Below are 17882 nucleotides of genomic sequence, written 5' to 3' on the forward strand. Positions count from 1 at the left end.
TTTTAACAAGCTTATTTCAAAATACCAAAATAAAGTTAAATATCAAGATTGGAAACGGTTAAGGCATTTTCTTCAATAAAGGCTCGGCGCGGCTCAACATGGTCACCCATCAGGCAGGTAAACATATGGTCAGCGGCAATGGCATCATCGATGGTCACTCGCAGCATTCGGCGATTTTCTGGGTCCATGGTGGTATCCCAAAGCTGATCAGCGTTCATTTCCCCAAGACCTTTATAGCGCTGAATGGCAAGACCACGGCGCGCATCAAGCATCATTTGTTGCCATAAGTGCTCAAAGTCGCGAATGGCGATTTGGCGTGCCGACCCTGATTGCTCTTTTTGGATAAAGGCGCTGTCGGTCAACAGCGTGTTCCACTCGCTAGCCAAGCGCAGTAATTTACTGTATTCGCCAGAATTAATAAAGCTGGCATCAAGCAAATAATGATGCGCCAACTGGTGAATATAAATGGTCACTCGCGGCAGCCACTGGGCTTTATCCGACAACAGCGCGCTGTCATCGACCGCGCCATCGCCTGATAAATTTAAATTGAGCATATCCTCCGGCTGACCGCTGCTGCTAGAGTCGGCATCATGGATATTTACCAATTCAATTTCAGGTCGGAATTCCGAGCCAAAGTGGTTAAGCTGATGTTGCAAGTTGTCACACCATGACTGCATGGCAGCTTTGTCATAAGTCATGTTGACCGAAAGCTTTTCTGTTTTGGTCAGTGCATCAAGAAGTACCGCCGGATAACGGAGTTGCAATCGCGCTTTAATCAATTGCGTTTGGTTATAATCGTTTAATAACTGCTCAAGCGCTTGACCGGTAATGGCAGGGGCGTCGCTTGAAACGTGAAGCCTAGTATCGTCAATCGTTGAGGACAACAAATAGGCTTTCAGCGCTTCATCATCTTTTAAATACAGCTCTTGGCGACCTTTTTTCACCTTATAAAGCGGCGGCTGAGCAATATAAATATAGCCGCGCTCAATCAATTCAGGCGTTTGCCGGAAGAAAAAGGTCAATAGCAGCGTTCGAATGTGCGAGCCATCAACGTCAGCATCGGTCATGATGATGATTTTATGATAGCGGACTTTATCCGGATTGTATTCGTCAGGACCAATGCCGCAACCAAGCGCGGTAATGAGCGTACCAACTTCAGCGGACGACAACATTCTATCAAAGCGCGCGCGCTCAACGTTGAGGATTTTCCCTTTTAACGGCAAAATCGCTTGGGTTTTACGGCTACGACCTTGTTTGGCGCTACCCCCTGCTGAATCCCCTTCCACAATATAAAGCTCGGACAATGCAGGGTCTTTTTCTTGGCAATCCGCCAGCTTTCCGGGCAATCCTGCAATGTCCAAAGACGTTTTGCGGCGGGTCATCTCGCGAGCTTTACGAGCAGCATCTCTTGCGCGAGCCGCGTCAATGATTTTGCTGACAATGGCTTTAGCAGCGTTGGGATTTTCAAGCAAGTAATCGTTAAATTTATCGTGCATTGCCGATTCAACCGCCGATTTGACCTCGCTTGAGACCAATTTGTCTTTGGTTTGGCTTGAAAATTTAGGGTCAGGAACTTTTACCGACACAATCGCCGTTAAGCCTTCGCGAGCGTCATCGCCGCTTACGCTAAATTTTTCTTTTTTCAGCAGATTTTCGCGGTCCATATAGCTGTTTAAGCCGCGAGTAAGCGCCGAGCGAAATCCTGACAAGTGCGTTCCGCCATCGCGCTGCGGGATGTTATTGGTGAAACAAAGCACTTTTTCGTTATAAGTGTCCGTCCACTGCAGCGCCACTTCAACGCCAATGCCATCATCTTGGCTGCTGATAAAATGCAAAACGTCATTGATGCCGTCTTTTCCAGCATTGATATAACTGACAAATTCTGCCAAGCCGCCTTTGTGTTCAAACTCGTGGCGCTTACCGATGCGCTCATCGGTCAAGACAATACGAACGCCGGAGTTTAAAAACGACAACTCGCGAAGGCGTTTTGCCAAAATATCATAATCAAAAATGGTGTCGCTAAAGACCTCCGCGCTTGGGTAAAAGCGGATTTGTGTTCCGGTTTTTTGAGTCGGCTCAAGCTTGGCAACGTCGCCATCAGGAACGCCATCGCTATAGGTTTGCTGATAATGAAAGCCTTCACGCCAAATGTTCATCTCAAGCTTTTTGGACAGCGCATTTACCACCGAAACGCCAACGCCGTGAAGACCGCCGGATACTTTATAGCTGTTGTCATCAAATTTACCGCCGGCGTGAAGCACAGTCATAATAACTTGCGCCGCTGACACGCCTTCTTCGGGGTGAATGTCAACCGGAATGCCGCGACCATTGTCCATGACGCTCACCGACTCATCTTCGTGGATGATGATGTCAATTTGGTTACAGTGACCGGCTAACGCCTCATCAATGGCGTTATCGACCACCTCAAAGACCATATGATGCAGCCCTGTGCCATCATCGGTATCGCCAATATACATTCCTGGGCGAACGCGAACGGCCTCAAGACCGCGCAAGACGCGAATGTCTTTTGAGCTGTAGTCCGACGTTGGGGCAGCCCCTTCAGGAGAAATAGCTTGCGTTGACGGCTCAGAAGTTAGCTCGGTAATTTCGGTCGCAAATGACTCACTCATAGGTCTTCCTTAGTCAATCCTAATTTTTGCCCGCGTGGTTGTTGTTAAAATAATCACTGCTATAGATAGCGGCACTTTTTTATCAATAACCAACCCAATAAAATTCTGCTAAATCAAGGCTTTAACCGCCAAAAATTTGCAATCAACTATTGGTGTGGTTATTAAAAAAAAGCGAAAACGCTTGCAAAAATGAGGTGAAAAATAAAGCCTTATTTTAGCATTTTTTTGCTGCTAAGTCACTGTTTAGCGTCATAATTGGTAGCGGCAAAACAGGCGAATTAAACGAAAAATTTGCTTTTAAATGAAAGGCTTAAAATTATCAATCAAGTAGAAACTCACTAACCTGACCGTGTTTCACGTGAAACAACTTAGGCGTTTGCCAATGCGAGTGAATAAGTGAAATAATATCTTCGGTTAAACTGGTGATAAACACCTGACAAGGCAATTTGGAGAGCGTGGTAAGCAAAATATGAATGGCGCGGTCATCAAGCTCAGCGGTAACATCATCAACTAATACGATGGGCGCGGCGCGCGGCGCGGTGGTTTTGGTAGGGACAGCGGCTTTATCGACAGTCTCTTGAGTCAGTAGCGGCAGTTGCGACAGTTTAAGCGCGGTAATCAGCAGTTTTTTTTCACCGCGTGATAAGACGTTGGCAGCTTGCTCTTTAATGGTTTTGGTTTCATTAAGAGTATTTAAAGCTTCATCATTGTCAACTTTTCCAGCACTTTTACTGCGCCAATGAACATGAACGTCGGCGCGGTGGCTGCCAATTCGCGAGTAGCCCAATTGCAAATCTTGCTCTAAGCGCTCAGCCAATTGCTCATCAAGCGGTCGGTCGGTATCAAATCCGGCAGAATAGCTGAGCGTCAGCTGCTCGGCAAATTGCGGCAACAGTTTTGCGATGATGTCTTTGAAATACGGCTGCCAAGCGTCGAAAACTTGGCGGCGATAATGATGGATTAAGGCGGCATGGTTTGACAGCCCACTATCCCAAGCTCGAAGCTCGGACAACTGAGCGTTTGATAAGGGTTTTGGTTGTTTGAGCAGTTGGTTGCGCTGCTTTAAAAGGCGCTGATAAGCAAGCCACTGCGGATGAAAGCTAGGTTTCATGTGAAACACTAACCAATCGAGCAATTGCCGCCGATTGGTACTGCCTTGCTCAAGCATTTCCATGGAAGAGGGGTCAATAATTAGGGTCGGCAGCAGCGAGGTGAGGGCGCTTTGGGAATAAACGTTGCTATGATTCAGCCGTAAGGTGGTGGTGGCATCAAGCTGTTTTTGAATGGCAAGGCTTGAACCATCGGTCAGCGTGGCAAATACCGTTACCGCCTCATGATGATGTTCAATATAGCGCTTGGGCTGATGGTGGCGAAAGCTTTTGCCGCGTGATAACAAAAAAATGGCTTCAAGGCAGGAGGTTTTGCCGCTGCCATTAGCCCCAATCAGTACGTTACAAGCGCCAGCGCTGATTTTCACGGCATGTAAATTGCGCAACTGGCTGATTTGTAAGCGCTCAATCATAACAACGTCGCCATTTTTTAACGTCTAATTAAAGGCGCATTGGCATAATGACAAACTGATGCCGCTCATCGCCCAACTGATTGACCAGCACCGAGGCGTTGGATTGGCTCATTTGCAACTGAACGTCGCCTGAGATGACCGAAAGCACATCTTGCAAATACGCGGCGTTAAAAGAAAGCTCAATGCCATCGCCCTGAAATTTGCTTTGCAGCACTTCAACCGCCTCATCGTGCTCAGCGTTGTTAGCACGAACCTCAACGCTGCCATCAGGGGCAAAGCTAAAAATTACCCCACGCGATTTTTCATTACTTAAAATGGCAACGCGGCGCAGCACCTCACTTAAGGTGTCTTTGTTCAATAACGCCCGCTTATCGCTGCCACTTGGCATCACCCGCTTATAATCCGGAAATTTACCATCGAGCAGGCGCGCGGTAAAGGTCACCATCAAATCGCGGCTGATTTGACCGGTGCTATCAACGTCGCCAAAAGGCAAGGTGACTTGTAAAAATTCGCGACCAAAGCTGAGCGTGACCGGATTGTCATTATCGCCAAGCATTTTGCCAAGCTCACTGGTTAAACGCTCAAGCTCAATCACCGCTTTTCTAGGTAAAATCGCCTGCATTTGCAGGGTATCGTCCGCCTCAATCGCGCTTCTTGCTAAAGCTAAGCGGTGACCGTCGGTCGCAACCGTCGTCAATTGCCGCTGCGCCACATCAAACAGCATCCCTGTCAAATAGTAGCGAACGTCTTGAATCGCCATGGCAAACTGAGTTTTTTGAATCAAATCCGTCAGCTGGCTGCGCTGAATATGAATAGCTGTGATATTTTCAGGATTACCTAGTATCGGATAGTCTTTTGCCGGAAGCGTTCCTAACATAAACCGGCTTTTACCGCTACTGATTTGGCAACGCTCGTTATTTTGTGAAGTGATATTAATTTGCGACTGCGCCGGAAGTGATTTGCAAATGTCTTTAAATTTAATTGCAGGCAAGGTTACCGCGCCTTCTTCAATACAAGCATTGGGCGGCAATTGCAAACTGGCGGTCAGCTCAACCTCTAAATCAGAGGCGGTTAATACCAACACCTCAGAGGTAAGCACCAACTTAATATTTCCTAAGATAACCATATTATGGCGCCGATCCGCAGCCTTAGCGATCAGATTAACCGCTTTTAATAACGCCTCTCGATTGATCGTTAACTGCATTTGACAAGCCCTTTATCATAAAACTGTGGTGAAATGATCTCAGGTTTTAGGAAAAACCTTTAGCAAAAAATACGACTAGCTAACCTTAAATTATAGCACAATGCGCAATAAAATAAGCGCAATCTTTGTATTGAAGCGCTTTGGAGTTACCATCAGCCCGCTTGCAGCATGAGTGATAGCGCCTTGTAATCCTTATCAATGTTGGGGTCACTGGCGCGCAGCTCAGCCACCTTATCACAAGCGTGCATCACCGTGGTGTGGTCGCGACCGCCAAACGATTGCCCAATATCGGGGAAGCTATCACCGGTCAGCTCGCGAGCAAGTGCCATAGCAATTTGCCGTGGTCTGGCAATTTGCCGCGTTCGTTTTCGACCCATAATGTCTTTGACACTAACATTATAGTATTCCGCCACCACTTTACGAATATTGTCCATATTCACCGCTTGAACGCGCATCGCCACCACGTCTTTGAGTGCAAACTGAACCATCTCAAGGGTAATCGGCGCTCCGGTCAAATTGGCATTGGCAAAAACTTGGTTCAACGCCCCTTCAAGGCGTCTGACATTCGACACCACATTTTGTGCGATAAATAAGGCGCATTCTCTTGGCAACGCCATTTGATGCAGCGCCGCCTTTTTTTGCAAAATTTGCATTCGCGTGTCAATTTCCGGCGGTTCAACAGCAACCGTCAATCCCCAAGAAAATCGCGACCGAAAGCGCTCGTCAAACTCCGTCATTTGCGACGGGTGCCGATCCGATGCCAAAATCAACTGCTTATCACCACTGGTAAAATCAGCAAATAAGGTTAAAAACTCGTTACTGCTTTTGGTTTTTCCTGCCAAGACATGAATATCATCAACAATTAATAAATCAACCTTTTTTATTTTTTTCTTAAAATCTTCGACTTTATTATTTCTTAATGAATAAACCAATTGATTAATAAATTTTTCGGAAGTGAAATAATAAAAACTCTTATTCATTTTGACATAGCGGTCGGCAACAGAGTGCATTAAATGCGTTTTTCCAAGTCCAGAAGGACCGTAAATAAATAACGGATTGTGGCGATTTTTTGGTTGACGTTTGCTCAGCTCAAAACATGCCTTGTAGGCAAGCTGATTAGATTTTCCGGTCACAAACGTATCAAAGGTAAACTCCGGATTAAGATAGCTTAACGACTTAGCTTCGGCGGTATCCTCACTTACTGCTTGCGCAAATTTTTTATCTATCTCATTGATTTTATAATTACTTTTTTCGTCATTTTTTTCTAATGCCTCAGTAGGGGAGGGCAAATTATCGAAAGAAGAGTCTATATTTTGATGATTATCAACACGGGCAATGACTTCCTCAATCTGACCTTGGCTGTGCTTAAGCGCAAGCGCCTTGATGTCAGCTAAATGATGCTTTTGGATATAAGCCACAAAGTAATCGTTTGGCGCTCGGATAATCAAATTTTTACCTTCTTGCTGCGCGGATAGCGGGCGTAGCCACATGGTAAAGACGTTGTCTTTGACGCTATAACGCAAGTCTTCCAAGCACTTATCCCAAATCAGCGTGGTATCTATCATGAATGACATATCCTTAACGGTAAAAAAATATAGGGCAGTTATCAAAATTTATCTGACAAGCTTAGGAGATATTTTGGCGTGACAATCTAACATAATTTGCCTGTGGATAACATAGCCATTTTCTGTGGATAACCTTGGGGATAACCCTGTGAATAACTTTGGGGATAACTTTTAGACAATTCTAAAAGGCAAGTTATTCACAATTCATCCACAAGATATCCACAGGGTTATCCATATCGTAAATAACTGATAAATATAGGAAATATGCACTTAACCACAGAAAAACGCTATACCAACAATAACAAGATATATAATATTAATAAAACCTTATTATTATTAAGCAGCGCAATTTTTTTGAAAATTTAAGGCAAAAAAACGCGATTTTTGCAGTTAGCGACAAATAAAGCTTCAGGATAAATTTCAGCTAAAGACGTTTAGTCGGCTTTAAAGTTAGATTTCAAGGGTTTAATTGATTGACCGAAAAATAACAGCGTGATATAATTTTGCGCTATTACGAATTGAGTCCCATTATTTGATAGGTGAGTTATGAAACGTACATTCCAGCCAAGCGTGATTAAACGTAAGCGTACTCACGGTTTCCGTGCTCGTATGGCTACTAAAAAAGGCCGCCAAGTTCTAGCGCGTCGCCGTGCTAAAGGTCGTCATCGTTTGACCGTCTAGGAATGGATTAGAATCTTTTTGCAGCCATTAATCATTAATATTGCGATTGGATTGTTTCATCTTGCTCCTAGCAACTGCTAATTTTTATGATTAGTTTTATTAAAAGCGCCTTAGTGGCGCTTTTTTTTGGTTTAAATGTCTCCATATTTTATTGTCAATTTGGTTTTAATTAGCTTGAGGTCAAACCATGCCCAAAACTACTCATCAGCCAGCCCCAAAAGCGCCTTTAGAGGCTATAAGCGCGCGATTTACTAAGTCACAGCGCTTATTGACTGCGCCTGAATTTAAAGCGGTTTTTGACGCTCCTGAGCGCAAATTGCACCAAAGCCATCTGATGGCGTTTACCCGCTCAAATAGCGCCCAAACGCCACGAATTGGCATGGCAATCACCAAACGCCGCGTTCCCACAGCGGTCGCTCGTAATCGCTTAAAACGGCAAATTCGTGAGCAATTTCGCTTGCAGTCGCATCAGCTCAAAAATAAAGACATCATTTTTATTGTCAAAAATTCAATTGCTGACTTAGATAATAAAGAATTAAAAAGACAGGTAAATAATATTTTTAAAAAAATAGAAAATAAGTGAAAATGAAAATTTCAAATTTTTTAGAAAAGATTGTTTTTACTTTTTTTAAAAAACTGGTAAAAATATATCAATTATTCATTAGCCCAGTTATTCCCGCGCGTTGTCGCTATTACCCAACGTGTTCGAATTATGGTAAGCAAGCGCTTGATTGGCATGGCGGCATTAAAGGCAGTTGGCTGCTTTGTAAACGATTAGCACGCTGTCAGCCGTTTGGTAGTTATGGCGTTGATTTTGTGCCGCTTCCGCTTTATCGCTTTGATTATATTTTGTTGAAGGAAAACGGGAATGAGCCTATTGGAGTGATGAAAGATACCACCAGTTATCAGGCGCAGTTAAACTTATGGCTTGGACGTTAAGTTAAAAAATTGTGAGTTTTCAAGAGGCTGACAAAAAATGTTACGACCTTATTGGTGCTAAAAATCTCTGTGAGTATCATTTAATGCTAAATTTTAGTAAAATAATGACCATTTTAGGTCAAGATGAGGGTGCAAATTGGCAATTGGCGTTCAGATTCTAATAGCTCTTGGCTTAAGCCCAAATTTTTCACTGTAGGATAGGTTTATGCAAAAGATACTTCGGCTTATGATCATCATTGCGATGCTCATCACCGCTTATCTGCTGATTTTAGCGTGGCGAGATGATTATGCCGATGCGCCGGCGACAGATGCTGTGCAACAAACGGTAACGCAAGCAGGCTCCGACATTCCAACCACCCAAGGCGCGGCAGGAGATATTCCGGCGCAGTCGACCTCAACCGCTGGCGGCGCGACAGTGGCGGCGCAAGCTACAGGTAATAACGGTCTGATTACGGTAACCACCGACCGCTATGACATCAAAATCAACCCTGAAGGCGGGGACATTGTTTATGCTGCGCTCAAGCAATACAACGCAACGCTAAATAGCGACACGCCATTTGTCCTGCTCGAGAATGACCAAAATCGCGTTTATATCGCGCAGTCTGGATTGATTGGCGCCAATGGCATTGATACTGCTGAAGGTCGTGCAAACTACCAGCATGCCAAAAATAGCTATACCATGCAGCCAAATCAGCAAACACTATCGGTACCGCTGACTTATGAAAAAGATGGCGTGACGGTGATCAAAACCTTTACCTTTACTCAAAACAAGTATCCCATTGAGGTCAGTTATCAAATTCAAAACCGTAGCAATGCGCCGTGGCAAGGTCAGCTGTTTGCGCAGTTAAAACGCGATGACAGCAAAGACCCTGGCATGTCGGATAAAGGCGCGCTTAGCATGGCGACTTATCTTGGCGGCGCTTGGGGAACACCGGATGAGCCTTATAATAAGCTTAAATTTGGTAAGTTTGGCAAAAGTGAGTTAAACGTAACCAGCGAAAAAGGCTGGGTGGGAATCGTTCAGCATTATTTTGTTTCCGCTTGGACGCCAAATAACTTTAAAGGTCAGTTTTTTGCTCGCGAAACCGGTGGCGATTATTTTATCGGCTTTAACAGTCAACCGATGAATGTGGCGCCAAACAAGCAAGCGACGCTGAGCGCGACCCTTTATGCCGGTCCTAAAGTTCAATCAGAGCTTAAAGACGTTGCCGTTGGACTCAATAAAACGGTGGACTACGGTCTGCTTTGGCCGATTTCAAAGGTTTTATTTGCGCTTCTGGATGGCATTCATAAAGTGATTGGCAACTGGGGCTGGTCGATTATCGTTCTGACCATTTTGGTCAAAATTGCCTTGATGTGGTTTTCCAACAAAAGCTACTATTCGATGGCAAAAATGCGTGCCATTGCCCCAAGGCTGCAAGCGCTCAAAGAAGAGCACGGCGACGACCGCATGAAAATGTCGCAAGAGATGATGAACATCTATAAAGAAGAAAAAGTCAATCCGATGGCAGGCTGTTTGCCCATTTTGATGCAAATGCCGATTTTCTTAGCGCTTTATTGGGTGCTCGTTGAAAGTATTGAATTGCGTCATGCGCCGTGGATTTTGTGGATTCAAGACTTATCGGCAATGGACCCTTGGTTTATTTTACCGCTGCTTATGGGCGCGTCGATGTTTATTCAGCAGCAGTTAAACCCGCAGCCGACCGACCCGATGCAAGCCAAAGTCATGAAGATTTTGCCGATTGTCTTTACCGTATTTATGCTGTTTTTCCCCGCAGGTCTCGTGCTTTACTGGACGGTGAACAACTTATTTAGTATGACTCAGCAATATATCGTCAACCGAAAAGTGGAAGAAGAACAAAAACACCGAACGGTAAAAGTTCTTGATTAGCTAAATTTTTTGCTCAAAAAGACCATCGCGATTGCGGTGGTTTTTTTATGGGGAATGTCTTAATTTGAGTTAATAGGAAGATTGTTTGTTGAGTTGGGTTTTGGCGACTATAATAAGGGTTTTGGCTTTGAATGAGCGTGATGATGTTTGATGCAAGCTTAAATTTACCAACGATTGCGGCAATTGCAACGCCTATCGGTCGCGGCGGCGTTGGCGTGATTCGCTTATCTGGGGCAAAGGCGGTAGCGATTGCTAAAGCCTTAACTGGTCGAAAGACCTTGAAACCGCGCCATGCTTATTTTTGTAGGTTTTATGGCGATGATGGCACGCTCATTGACGAAGGCTTGCTGCTTTATTTTCAAGCACCAAACTCCTTTACTGGCGAGGACGTGATTGAAATCCAAGGTCATGGTGGCATGATTTTGCAAAATCAGCTGCTCGCTCGGGTGTTTGAATTAGGCGCAGTGCAAGCAGCTGCCGGCGAATTTTCTTATCGCGCCTTTGACAATAATAAGCTTGATTTGGTTCAAGCTGAAGCCATTGCTGATGCCATTGATGCGACCAGCGTGGCAGCAGCAAACAGCGCCATTCGCTCATTAACTGGTGAGTTTTCGCAAAAAATTAATACGCTATTGTCGCAGCTGATTGAACTTCGGCTTTATGTGGAAGCCGCCATTGATTTTCCCGATGAAGAGGACGTGGATTTTTTATCCGATGGGGTGATTTTAAGCAAATTGGAGGCGGCGCAAGCGCAAATTGAGCAAATATTAGCGACGGCAAAGCAAGGTCAACTGCTTCGCGATGGTATCCACGTGGTGCTGGCAGGACGACCAAATGCGGGAAAATCAAGCCTATTAAACCGCTTGGCTGGCGTTGATCGGGCTATTGTTACGGATGTGGCTGGAACCACCCGCGATACCTTGCAAGAAACAGTGGTGTTAAATGGCTTAACGCTGCACTTGACCGACACGGCAGGGCTTCGTGATACCAGTGACACCGTTGAGCGTATTGGCATTGAGCGCGCCCGAGCGGCTATTACCCAAGCCGATATTTTGCTGCTCGTTTATGACGTTACCCGCGATATTGATATTGCTAGTGGCTCGCCGCTTGATTTGGCAAAAGTATTGTTTGGCGCGGATTTGGATACCAAACGCTTACTTATTGTTGCCAATAAAAGTGATTTACTAAGCCAAGATATTGCCCAGTTAAATCAAGAGTTAGAAGAAAACGCGCTTACACCGATTTATGTTTCATGTGAAACAGGTACGGGAATTGATACGCTGATTGAAAAGCTTTGCGATAAAGTCGGCTTTCATCCGCCAGAAAATAGCTTGATTGCTCGAACTCGGCATATCGATGCGCTGAAACGAACGGCTGGGCATTTAGTCCAAGCTCATGAGCAACTAACCATTTTTCAAGCCGGCGAGTTGGTTGCTGAAAGCTTGCGGCAAGCTCAGGTGAATTTGGGTGAAATTACTGGCGAATTTAGCGCGGATGACTTACTTGGCAAGATTTTTAGCAGCTTTTGCATTGGTAAATAGTCGCTTATTACTGCTTATCGGCACATTTTTTAGCGCATTTTTTTAGAGCTTATTATTTTTGAGTACATTATTTTGGAGCATCAGGATGCATTGTCCTTATTGTAACGCGTCAGAAACCAAAGTGATTGACTCACGCCTTGCTGCTGAAGGTGCTCAAGTTCGCCGCCGCCGCGTTTGTAGCACTTGCCAAGAGCGCTTTACCACCTTTGAGATGGTCGAGGTGGTGATGCCGCGAATCATCAAATCCAGCAGCAAAATTGAGCCTTATGACAGCGACAAGCTGCGCCGCTCCATCATGCTGCCTTTGCAAAAACGACCCATCACCATTGATGAGCAAGAGGCGATGATTAGCCGAATTGAAAAGCGCGTCCGGCAAATGGGCGAGCGCGAAATCAGCAGCAAGGTACTTGGGGAAATCATCATGAGCGAGCTTAAAAGCTTAGACGATGTGGCTTACGTTCGTTTTGCCAGCGTTTATCGCGACTTTCAAGACATTGATGCCTTTCAACAAGAGCTTGCCAATATCCGCCCCGATAAAAGCTGATGGCGGCTTTGTGAATAGGTTTAGAGGCTAAATAAAAGATGACCATGACGTTTACCCCCACTACCACCGAAAAAACCGACCCGCGAGCTGCTTGCGACCGCTACTTTATGAGTTTGGCGATAGAGCAAGCCAAGCTTGGGCAATTTACCACCCGCCCCAATCCGGCGGTGGGCTGCGTGATTGTCAAAGAAGATAAGGTGGCAGGTCAAGGTTTTCATCCAAAAGCGGGTCTGCCGCACGCTGAGGTTTTTGCGCTCAAAGCTGCCGGTGACTTGGCAATTGGCGCTACCGCTTATGTCACCCTTGAGCCTTGCAGCCATACCGGTCGCACGCCGCCTTGCGCTAAAGCATTGATTGATTCTGGCGTTCGCCGAGTGGTGATTGCAGGGCTTGACCCCAATCCAAAAGTTGCCGGCAGTGGCGTTAACTTGCTCAAAGCTGCCGGAATTGAGGTGACTGTTGGCGTATTAACCGAAGCGGCTGAAGCGTTAAATCAAGGTTTTTTAAAAGCCATGCGCCAAAATCTGCCTTATGTTCGCCTAAAAATCGGCGCAAGCTTGGACGGTCGAACGGCAATGAAAAGTGGCGAATCCAAATGGATCACCGGAGCGGCAGCACGGCTTGATGGGCAAAAGCTTCGCGCAAAAAGTGGCGCGATTATTACCGGAAGTGAAACTATCATTCAAGACAATCCGCAACTTAACGTCCGAGTTGCCCCAATGGGGGTGAATTTAGCGGACATTCCAACGCCAAAAGTGGTGATCTTAGACCGCCGAAAGCGCCTAAGTTTTGATAAAAACTCGAGCTATCAGCTTTGCCAAAACCCTGAGACGCTTTATTACCGGAATGATGATTTAACTGAGCTGCTTTCTGATTTGGTTCAAAATCATCAATGCTATGATATTTTGGTCGAAGCAGGTGCAAGTGTTGCCGCAAGCTTTTTGCAGCAGGGTTTAGTGGATGAAATGATTGTTTATCAAGCGCCTTGTCTGCTTGGAACGACCGCGCGAGCAATGGTTGATTTGTCCTTTGAGCGCTTATCAGAGCAGCTCAGCTTTGAATTTGTCAGTGTCGAGAAGTTAGGAAGCGACTTAAAACTGATATTAAAACCCCTTTGATAACTGGTGAACAGAATTATTTATAAGTCCAAAAGGTTTCACATGGAACATAAAAACTGTGGATAACTTAGTTTCACGTGGAACTATTAATAGTTTTATTTTTAAATATCAAAGTAATTTATAATTAAATCAATAGTTTAATATATAGTTATTTATAAGTTCCATTTTGTGAAACCTATGAAACAATGTGGATAACTTCAGTTTTTAAAGATTTTAGCCGTAAATTTTATCCATTTAAAAAAGTTATCCACAAGGTTATTCAAGATTTAGCAAGATGTATTAAAATTACTCACAAAGATGATGAGGCAAAAATAATATGTTTACTGGAATTATTGAAAGTGTTGGCATAGTCAAAGCGCTTAAGCCCATCGGCGGCGATATCCGCTTGACCATTGAGGCACCAAAATTGGACTTTAGCGATGTTCAGCTTGGTGATTCTATTGCTTCTAATGGCATTTGCTTAACGGTCGTTCAGATTAACAATCACAGTTATTCTGTGGATGTTTCACGTGAAACTATCGCAAGAACAGCGCTTCATGAGCTAAAATCAGGGTCTATGGTTAATTTGGAAAAAGCCATGCTACCGACCACGCGCTTTGGCGGTCACATTGTTTCCGGTCACGTTGATGGCGTGGGCGTGGTGAAACAGCGCAAGCAAGATGCGCGCTCGCTTTATTTTGAAATTGAAATCCCAAATGATTTGGCAAAATTTACCGCCACCAAAGGCTCCATCACTGTCGATGGCATCAGTCTGACCAGCAATTTGGTGAAAGGCAATATCGTTTGCTTAAATATTATTCCGCATACCGCCGAAGTGACCAATATCGATAAACATTGGCAGGTGGGCAGTTTGGTAAATATTGAAGTTGATGTGGTTGCCCGCTATTTGGAGCGACTGCTGAATAAAGATGCGCCGGTAGCTGCCCCGCAGTCGAAAATCTCAGAAGCCTTTTTAGCTGACAATGGCTTTTTAAAATAAGCGGCTGTCAATAAAATTAGCTTGTGGTTTTAGCTTGGCTTACTCTTGGTTGGCGGTTTTTTCGCTTGCCAAAAACTTGGCTAAAACGGCTTGCAGCTGAGCTTTATTGACCGGTTTTGATAAAAATCCATTCATGCCAACTGCTAAGCAAGCGGCTTTATCCTCATCGCTGTTGTTTGCGGTTAAAGCAATAACAGCAATATCATCGCCCTTCGCGCGGATGGTTTGAGTGGCTTGCAGACCATCCATGACTGGCATCCGGCAATCCATCAAAATAAGGGCAATGTCGTCTCGCTGCTGCGCCAAAACTTGCAGCGCTTCTTCACCATTTTCAGCAATTAAGCTTGAATAGCCAAGCTTTTCAAGCATTTTTTTGGTGATTTTTTGATTGGTGACGTTGTCCTCAACGATTAAAATCAGTGGCGGCGCTTCCGTTGCTGTGGTATCAAGAAGGTTAGGGTTTTTTGGCAACAGTGATTGCGATTTATCGTCAACAGCCTTTGCAGGTAAATTGGTGGCAGTCTTAAGCGCTATATCAGGAGTCGTTTGGGTCAACCGCGTAAGTTCAGACAGCAATAGCGCCACATCAATGGGTTTGTTTAAAAAGCCATCAAATTGCTCAAGCAAATTTGAGGAAATACCGCGCTCAGGCTTCATGCTGATCAGTATTTTGGCAACCGTTTTATGGGCAATCAGTTGTTTTAGTAAGCTTTGCTCTGGTTGGTCTTGAACGCTCAGATAATATTCATAATCGATGATCAGTACCGGAGTTTTTGCTTCGGGAAGTTGTGATAAGGTTGCCATGATTTCTTGCAATATTTGATTATCTATTGAAAGATAAAGCTGCGTGGTGAGCGATAAATGCGCGCCAAGCTTTTGCAGATAATGCTGGCGAACGGAGTTATTGAGAATACCAAGCAAACAAATATGCCCAAAATTAAGCTTGGGCTGATGAGGCGATTGCAAGTTAGGAGTCCGGCTGGGTAAGAACAACTCAAAGCAGCTGCCGCGATTTTTTTCGCTGGTCAATAATATAAAACCACCTAAAAGTTTGGCAAAGCTGTTTGAAATGGCAAGACCCAGACCGCTGCCGCCAAATTGACGGCTGATTTGATTGTTGGCTTGATTAAAGTAGGTGAATAATCGCTGCTGCTCTTTGGGGCTGATGCCAATTCCCGTATCCATCACCCGAAAGCGAATCCACGACTGTGGTTTTTGAGCCACTTCCTCCAACCAGCGGTAGGTGGTCAAATCGCGGTCATTGCTGGTTTTTGTGCCTAAGTCATGATTCAGTTGATTGAGCCGGTCTTGTAATTTAGCATGAGCCATGCGCTGCAATTGCTCACTTGAAATCAAATCAATCTCAAGCGCCACGTGACCTTTGGCAGTAAACTTGATGCTATTATCAAGTAAGTTCAATAAAATTTGCCGAAGCCTTGTTTGGTCAGTGTGAATATAGCGCGGACAATTGGGTATAAAGGCATAGACCAAATCCAGTCCTTTTTGGCGGGCGCTGCCGATCATCAGCGAACTGATATTTTGGCTGAGCTTAAATATATCCACCGTTTCATCAACCGTCACCGCGGCGGCGGATTCACTTTTTGACATTTCAAGCATGTCATTGAGTAACGTCAACATCGATTGGCTTGAGTGAATTAAGGTGGCAAAAATTTCTTGCTGCTCAAGCGTCAAGCCGTCGGTATCAATCAAATTTAGCGTCCCGATAATGGCGTTGAGCGGCGTTCGCAGTTCGTGACCTATCACTGAGCGCAGCCGCGTCATTTCAGTAAGGCGGTGCTGTTGCTGCTCAAGCTGTCTTTCAAGATCCTGAGACTGCTGTAGCCACGACTGAACATTATGCAGAATTACCGTAAAGCCGTGGACTTGACCATGTTCACCAAACCAAGGCGCAAAATGCAGCTGATAGGCAAGGTGGTCCTCAACTCCAAAAACCAAAAGGCTGCGGGCTACCTTTTGGTCTTCTAAACGCTCTAAAATCTGTTGAATGGCTTTGTCATCGCCCATGACAAAATCCGTGATTTTATAACTGCTATCGCGCTGAAGATGGGCGGCAAAAACTTGCTCAAAGCGTTGATTAAAAAAGCTGATTTGACCTTGGCGCATCACCATCATCATCGGCAGCGGCGCTTTTTCTACCAAATGCTCCAACCGGTGCGTCAACATTTTAATGCGCCGATGTTTTTGATGCAGATCATGGCTGATGCGACCAAGCAGGTGACCTAAGCGCAAAAATTCAATAGGAGAGTCGGCATTATCAAATGGTGGCGGCGAATAGCCCTCTTTAGCGGTGCTGATTAAACCGTCCGTGTAGCTGAGCAGCTGATCCCAATTGTTGCGCCGTTTTAAAATAAACAACAGCGCCCCGATAAATAAAGCGATAGCAACCATCAGCGGCAGCCAAGATGGGTAAGCCATCCAGTCAATTTGAACCGGCTTGTGCCTGATGACCAAATAAATTTGCGTGTCATTGGCTAAGTCAATGGTGGCAGTTAAGGTATTAGCCGATAAGGTATAAGCGCTGTGATCCTCAATTTGGTCATAATTAAGAATGGGAAAAGACACGGTGTTGAATCTAGGCTCATCAGGTCGGGTTTCGCGGTGAACGTAGGTTTTCCCCGAGGGCAGCATCACAATCAGCTGATAGCTTAACTCCTGAAACATCGGTTTTTTAAGAATTTGCGCGATGTCCTCATCGCTTGGCGCCGGCAAACTTAAAATTTCAAATTTAAACGCTTCAAACGCTTGCAAGCTTTGTTCTTGATGCAAATTTTTAACCAGCAACACCATCATGGCATAGTATAATGCCAGCATCATTACCAGCGTCATTAAATAAAAGGTCAGCAAGCGTTTTAATGACTGAAACTTAGGCATGGTAGCTTGTCCTAACGGCGGTCACGGTAAGTCAACGTTAAGTGGTTAACAATAAAGATCATCTTAATAATAAAATTTGTAATAATAAAAAAACGTAATTGGCTTATTTAAGGGTTTCAAGTTATCTTAACACCGAAGCGCCAGATTTTATCGTGTTTTATGCAATTCAAACAGCGCTTCATGATAAAGCGTCAAGATTGCCGGCTAAAAGACTTCCATGGGCGTTTTGGCGGCAATAAAAACGCTGACGAGTTTTGGCATTCATGGCAGAAGCATCAAAATTTGCCTATAATAACCCTTTTAAGGCTGAAGCTTTCCGCAACACCATCAATAATGAATCACGATCAGCTGCCGATCAGTTGAATTTTATAACGAT

General features: G+C 44.8%; 13 protein-coding genes. 8 read left to right on the plus strand and 5 right to left on the minus strand.

All coding sequences use genetic code 11. The features are described 5' to 3' along the window. Positions 1-35 precede the first annotated feature (35 nt). The 4 genes from gyrB to dnaA all read right to left on the minus strand — a co-directional run bounded on the left by gyrB (position 36) and on the right by dnaA (position 6921). Positions 36-2630, minus strand: a complete 2595-nt coding sequence (gene gyrB / locus ACZ5XY_RS05845; protein WP_464739835.1) for a DNA topoisomerase (ATP-hydrolyzing) subunit B — start codon at positions 2628-2630, stop codon at positions 36-38. Between the two features lie 319 nt (positions 2631-2949). Next, the gene (recF, locus tag ACZ5XY_RS05850) at positions 2950-4152 is read right to left on the minus strand and encodes a DNA replication/repair protein RecF (RefSeq protein WP_464739837.1); all 1203 of its coding nucleotides are present in this window, start codon (positions 4150-4152) and stop codon (positions 2950-2952) included. A gap of 28 nt (positions 4153-4180) precedes the next feature. Beyond that, positions 4181-5356: a DNA polymerase III subunit beta gene (dnaN, locus tag ACZ5XY_RS05855; RefSeq protein ID WP_464739839.1), complete on the minus strand. Its 1176-nt coding sequence runs from the start codon at positions 5354-5356 to the stop codon at positions 4181-4183. 152 nt (positions 5357-5508) lie between these two features. After that, positions 5509-6921 carry a chromosomal replication initiator protein DnaA gene (gene dnaA, locus ACZ5XY_RS05860; RefSeq protein ID WP_464739841.1) on the minus strand — a complete coding sequence of 471 codons (1413 nt, stop codon included), beginning with the start codon at positions 6919-6921 and terminating at the stop codon, positions 5509-5511. A 546-nt stretch (positions 6922-7467) separates the two neighbouring features. On the opposite strand from dnaA, the gene rpmH reads away from it, so the two are divergent. From rpmH to ACZ5XY_RS05900, 8 genes are all read left to right on the plus strand, one after another. Continuing rightward, positions 7468-7602, plus strand: coding sequence for a 50S ribosomal protein L34 (gene rpmH, locus ACZ5XY_RS05865; RefSeq protein ID WP_007394757.1), 135 nt, complete (start codon positions 7468-7470; stop codon positions 7600-7602). A 187-nt stretch (positions 7603-7789) separates the two neighbouring features. Continuing rightward, positions 7790-8185 (plus strand): ribonuclease P protein component, encoded by a 396-nt coding sequence (rnpA, locus tag ACZ5XY_RS05870; RefSeq protein WP_464739843.1) that lies wholly within the window; start codon positions 7790-7792, stop codon positions 8183-8185. Positions 8186-8187: 2 nt separating this feature from the next. Continuing rightward, positions 8188-8541, plus strand: coding sequence for a membrane protein insertion efficiency factor YidD (yidD, locus tag ACZ5XY_RS05875; RefSeq protein ID WP_464739845.1), 354 nt, complete (start codon positions 8188-8190; stop codon positions 8539-8541). 205 nt (positions 8542-8746) lie between these two features. Further along, the gene (yidC, locus tag ACZ5XY_RS05880; protein WP_464739847.1) at positions 8747-10432 is read left to right on the plus strand and encodes a membrane protein insertase YidC; all 1686 of its coding nucleotides are present in this window, start codon (positions 8747-8749) and stop codon (positions 10430-10432) included. 140 nt (positions 10433-10572) lie between these two features. After that, on the plus strand, positions 10573-11973 hold the full coding sequence (mnmE, locus tag ACZ5XY_RS05885) for a tRNA uridine-5-carboxymethylaminomethyl(34) synthesis GTPase MnmE (protein WP_464743788.1): 1401 nt from the start codon (positions 10573-10575) through the stop codon (positions 11971-11973). Between the two features lie 85 nt (positions 11974-12058). Next, entirely contained in the window at positions 12059-12517 is a 459-nt protein-coding gene (gene nrdR, locus ACZ5XY_RS05890; protein WP_464739849.1) for a transcriptional regulator NrdR, read from the plus strand. A 44-nt stretch (positions 12518-12561) separates the two neighbouring features. Next, the gene (gene ribD / locus ACZ5XY_RS05895) at positions 12562-13635 is read left to right on the plus strand and encodes a bifunctional diaminohydroxyphosphoribosylaminopyrimidine deaminase/5-amino-6-(5-phosphoribosylamino)uracil reductase RibD (protein ID WP_464739851.1); all 1074 of its coding nucleotides are present in this window, start codon (positions 12562-12564) and stop codon (positions 13633-13635) included. A 316-nt stretch (positions 13636-13951) separates the two neighbouring features. After that, a complete protein-coding gene (locus ACZ5XY_RS05900) occupies positions 13952-14614 on the plus strand; it encodes a riboflavin synthase (RefSeq protein ID WP_464739853.1) in 663 nt (220 codons plus the stop codon). A 39-nt stretch (positions 14615-14653) separates the two neighbouring features. Here the strand turns inward: ACZ5XY_RS05900 and ACZ5XY_RS05905 are convergent, their stop codons facing one another. Then, positions 14654-17506: a hybrid sensor histidine kinase/response regulator gene (locus tag ACZ5XY_RS05905; protein WP_464739855.1), complete on the minus strand. Its 2853-nt coding sequence runs from the start codon at positions 17504-17506 to the stop codon at positions 14654-14656. Positions 17507-17882 lie beyond the last annotated feature (376 nt).

Source organism: Psychrobacter sp. GTC18467 (genome assembly GCF_055397455.1).

Coding starts and splice junctions, on each gene's coding strand:
- gyrB (WP_464739835.1), bottom strand. CDS start 2,630: ATGAGTGAGTCATTTGCGACCGAAATTACCGAGCTAACTTCTGAGCCG.
- recF (WP_464739837.1), bottom strand. CDS start 4,152: ATGATTGAGCGCTTACAAATCAGCCAGTTGCGCAATTTACATGCCGTG.
- dnaN (WP_464739839.1), bottom strand. CDS start 5,356: ATGCAGTTAACGATCAATCGAGAGGCGTTATTAAAAGCGGTTAATCTG.
- dnaA (WP_464739841.1), bottom strand. CDS start 6,921: ATGATAGATACCACGCTGATTTGGGATAAGTGCTTGGAAGACTTGCGT.
- rpmH (WP_007394757.1), top strand. CDS start 7,468: ATGAAACGTACATTCCAGCCAAGCGTGATTAAACGTAAGCGTACTCAC.
- rnpA (WP_464739843.1), top strand. CDS start 7,790: ATGCCCAAAACTACTCATCAGCCAGCCCCAAAAGCGCCTTTAGAGGCT.
- yidD (WP_464739845.1), top strand. CDS start 8,188: ATGAAAATTTCAAATTTTTTAGAAAAGATTGTTTTTACTTTTTTTAAA.
- yidC (WP_464739847.1), top strand. CDS start 8,747: ATGCAAAAGATACTTCGGCTTATGATCATCATTGCGATGCTCATCACC.
- mnmE (WP_464743788.1), top strand. CDS start 10,573: ATGATGTTTGATGCAAGCTTAAATTTACCAACGATTGCGGCAATTGCA.
- nrdR (WP_464739849.1), top strand. CDS start 12,059: ATGCATTGTCCTTATTGTAACGCGTCAGAAACCAAAGTGATTGACTCA.
- ribD (WP_464739851.1), top strand. CDS start 12,562: ATGACGTTTACCCCCACTACCACCGAAAAAACCGACCCGCGAGCTGCT.
- ACZ5XY_RS05900 (WP_464739853.1), top strand. CDS start 13,952: ATGTTTACTGGAATTATTGAAAGTGTTGGCATAGTCAAAGCGCTTAAG.
- ACZ5XY_RS05905 (WP_464739855.1), bottom strand. CDS start 17,506: ATGCCTAAGTTTCAGTCATTAAAACGCTTGCTGACCTTTTATTTAATG.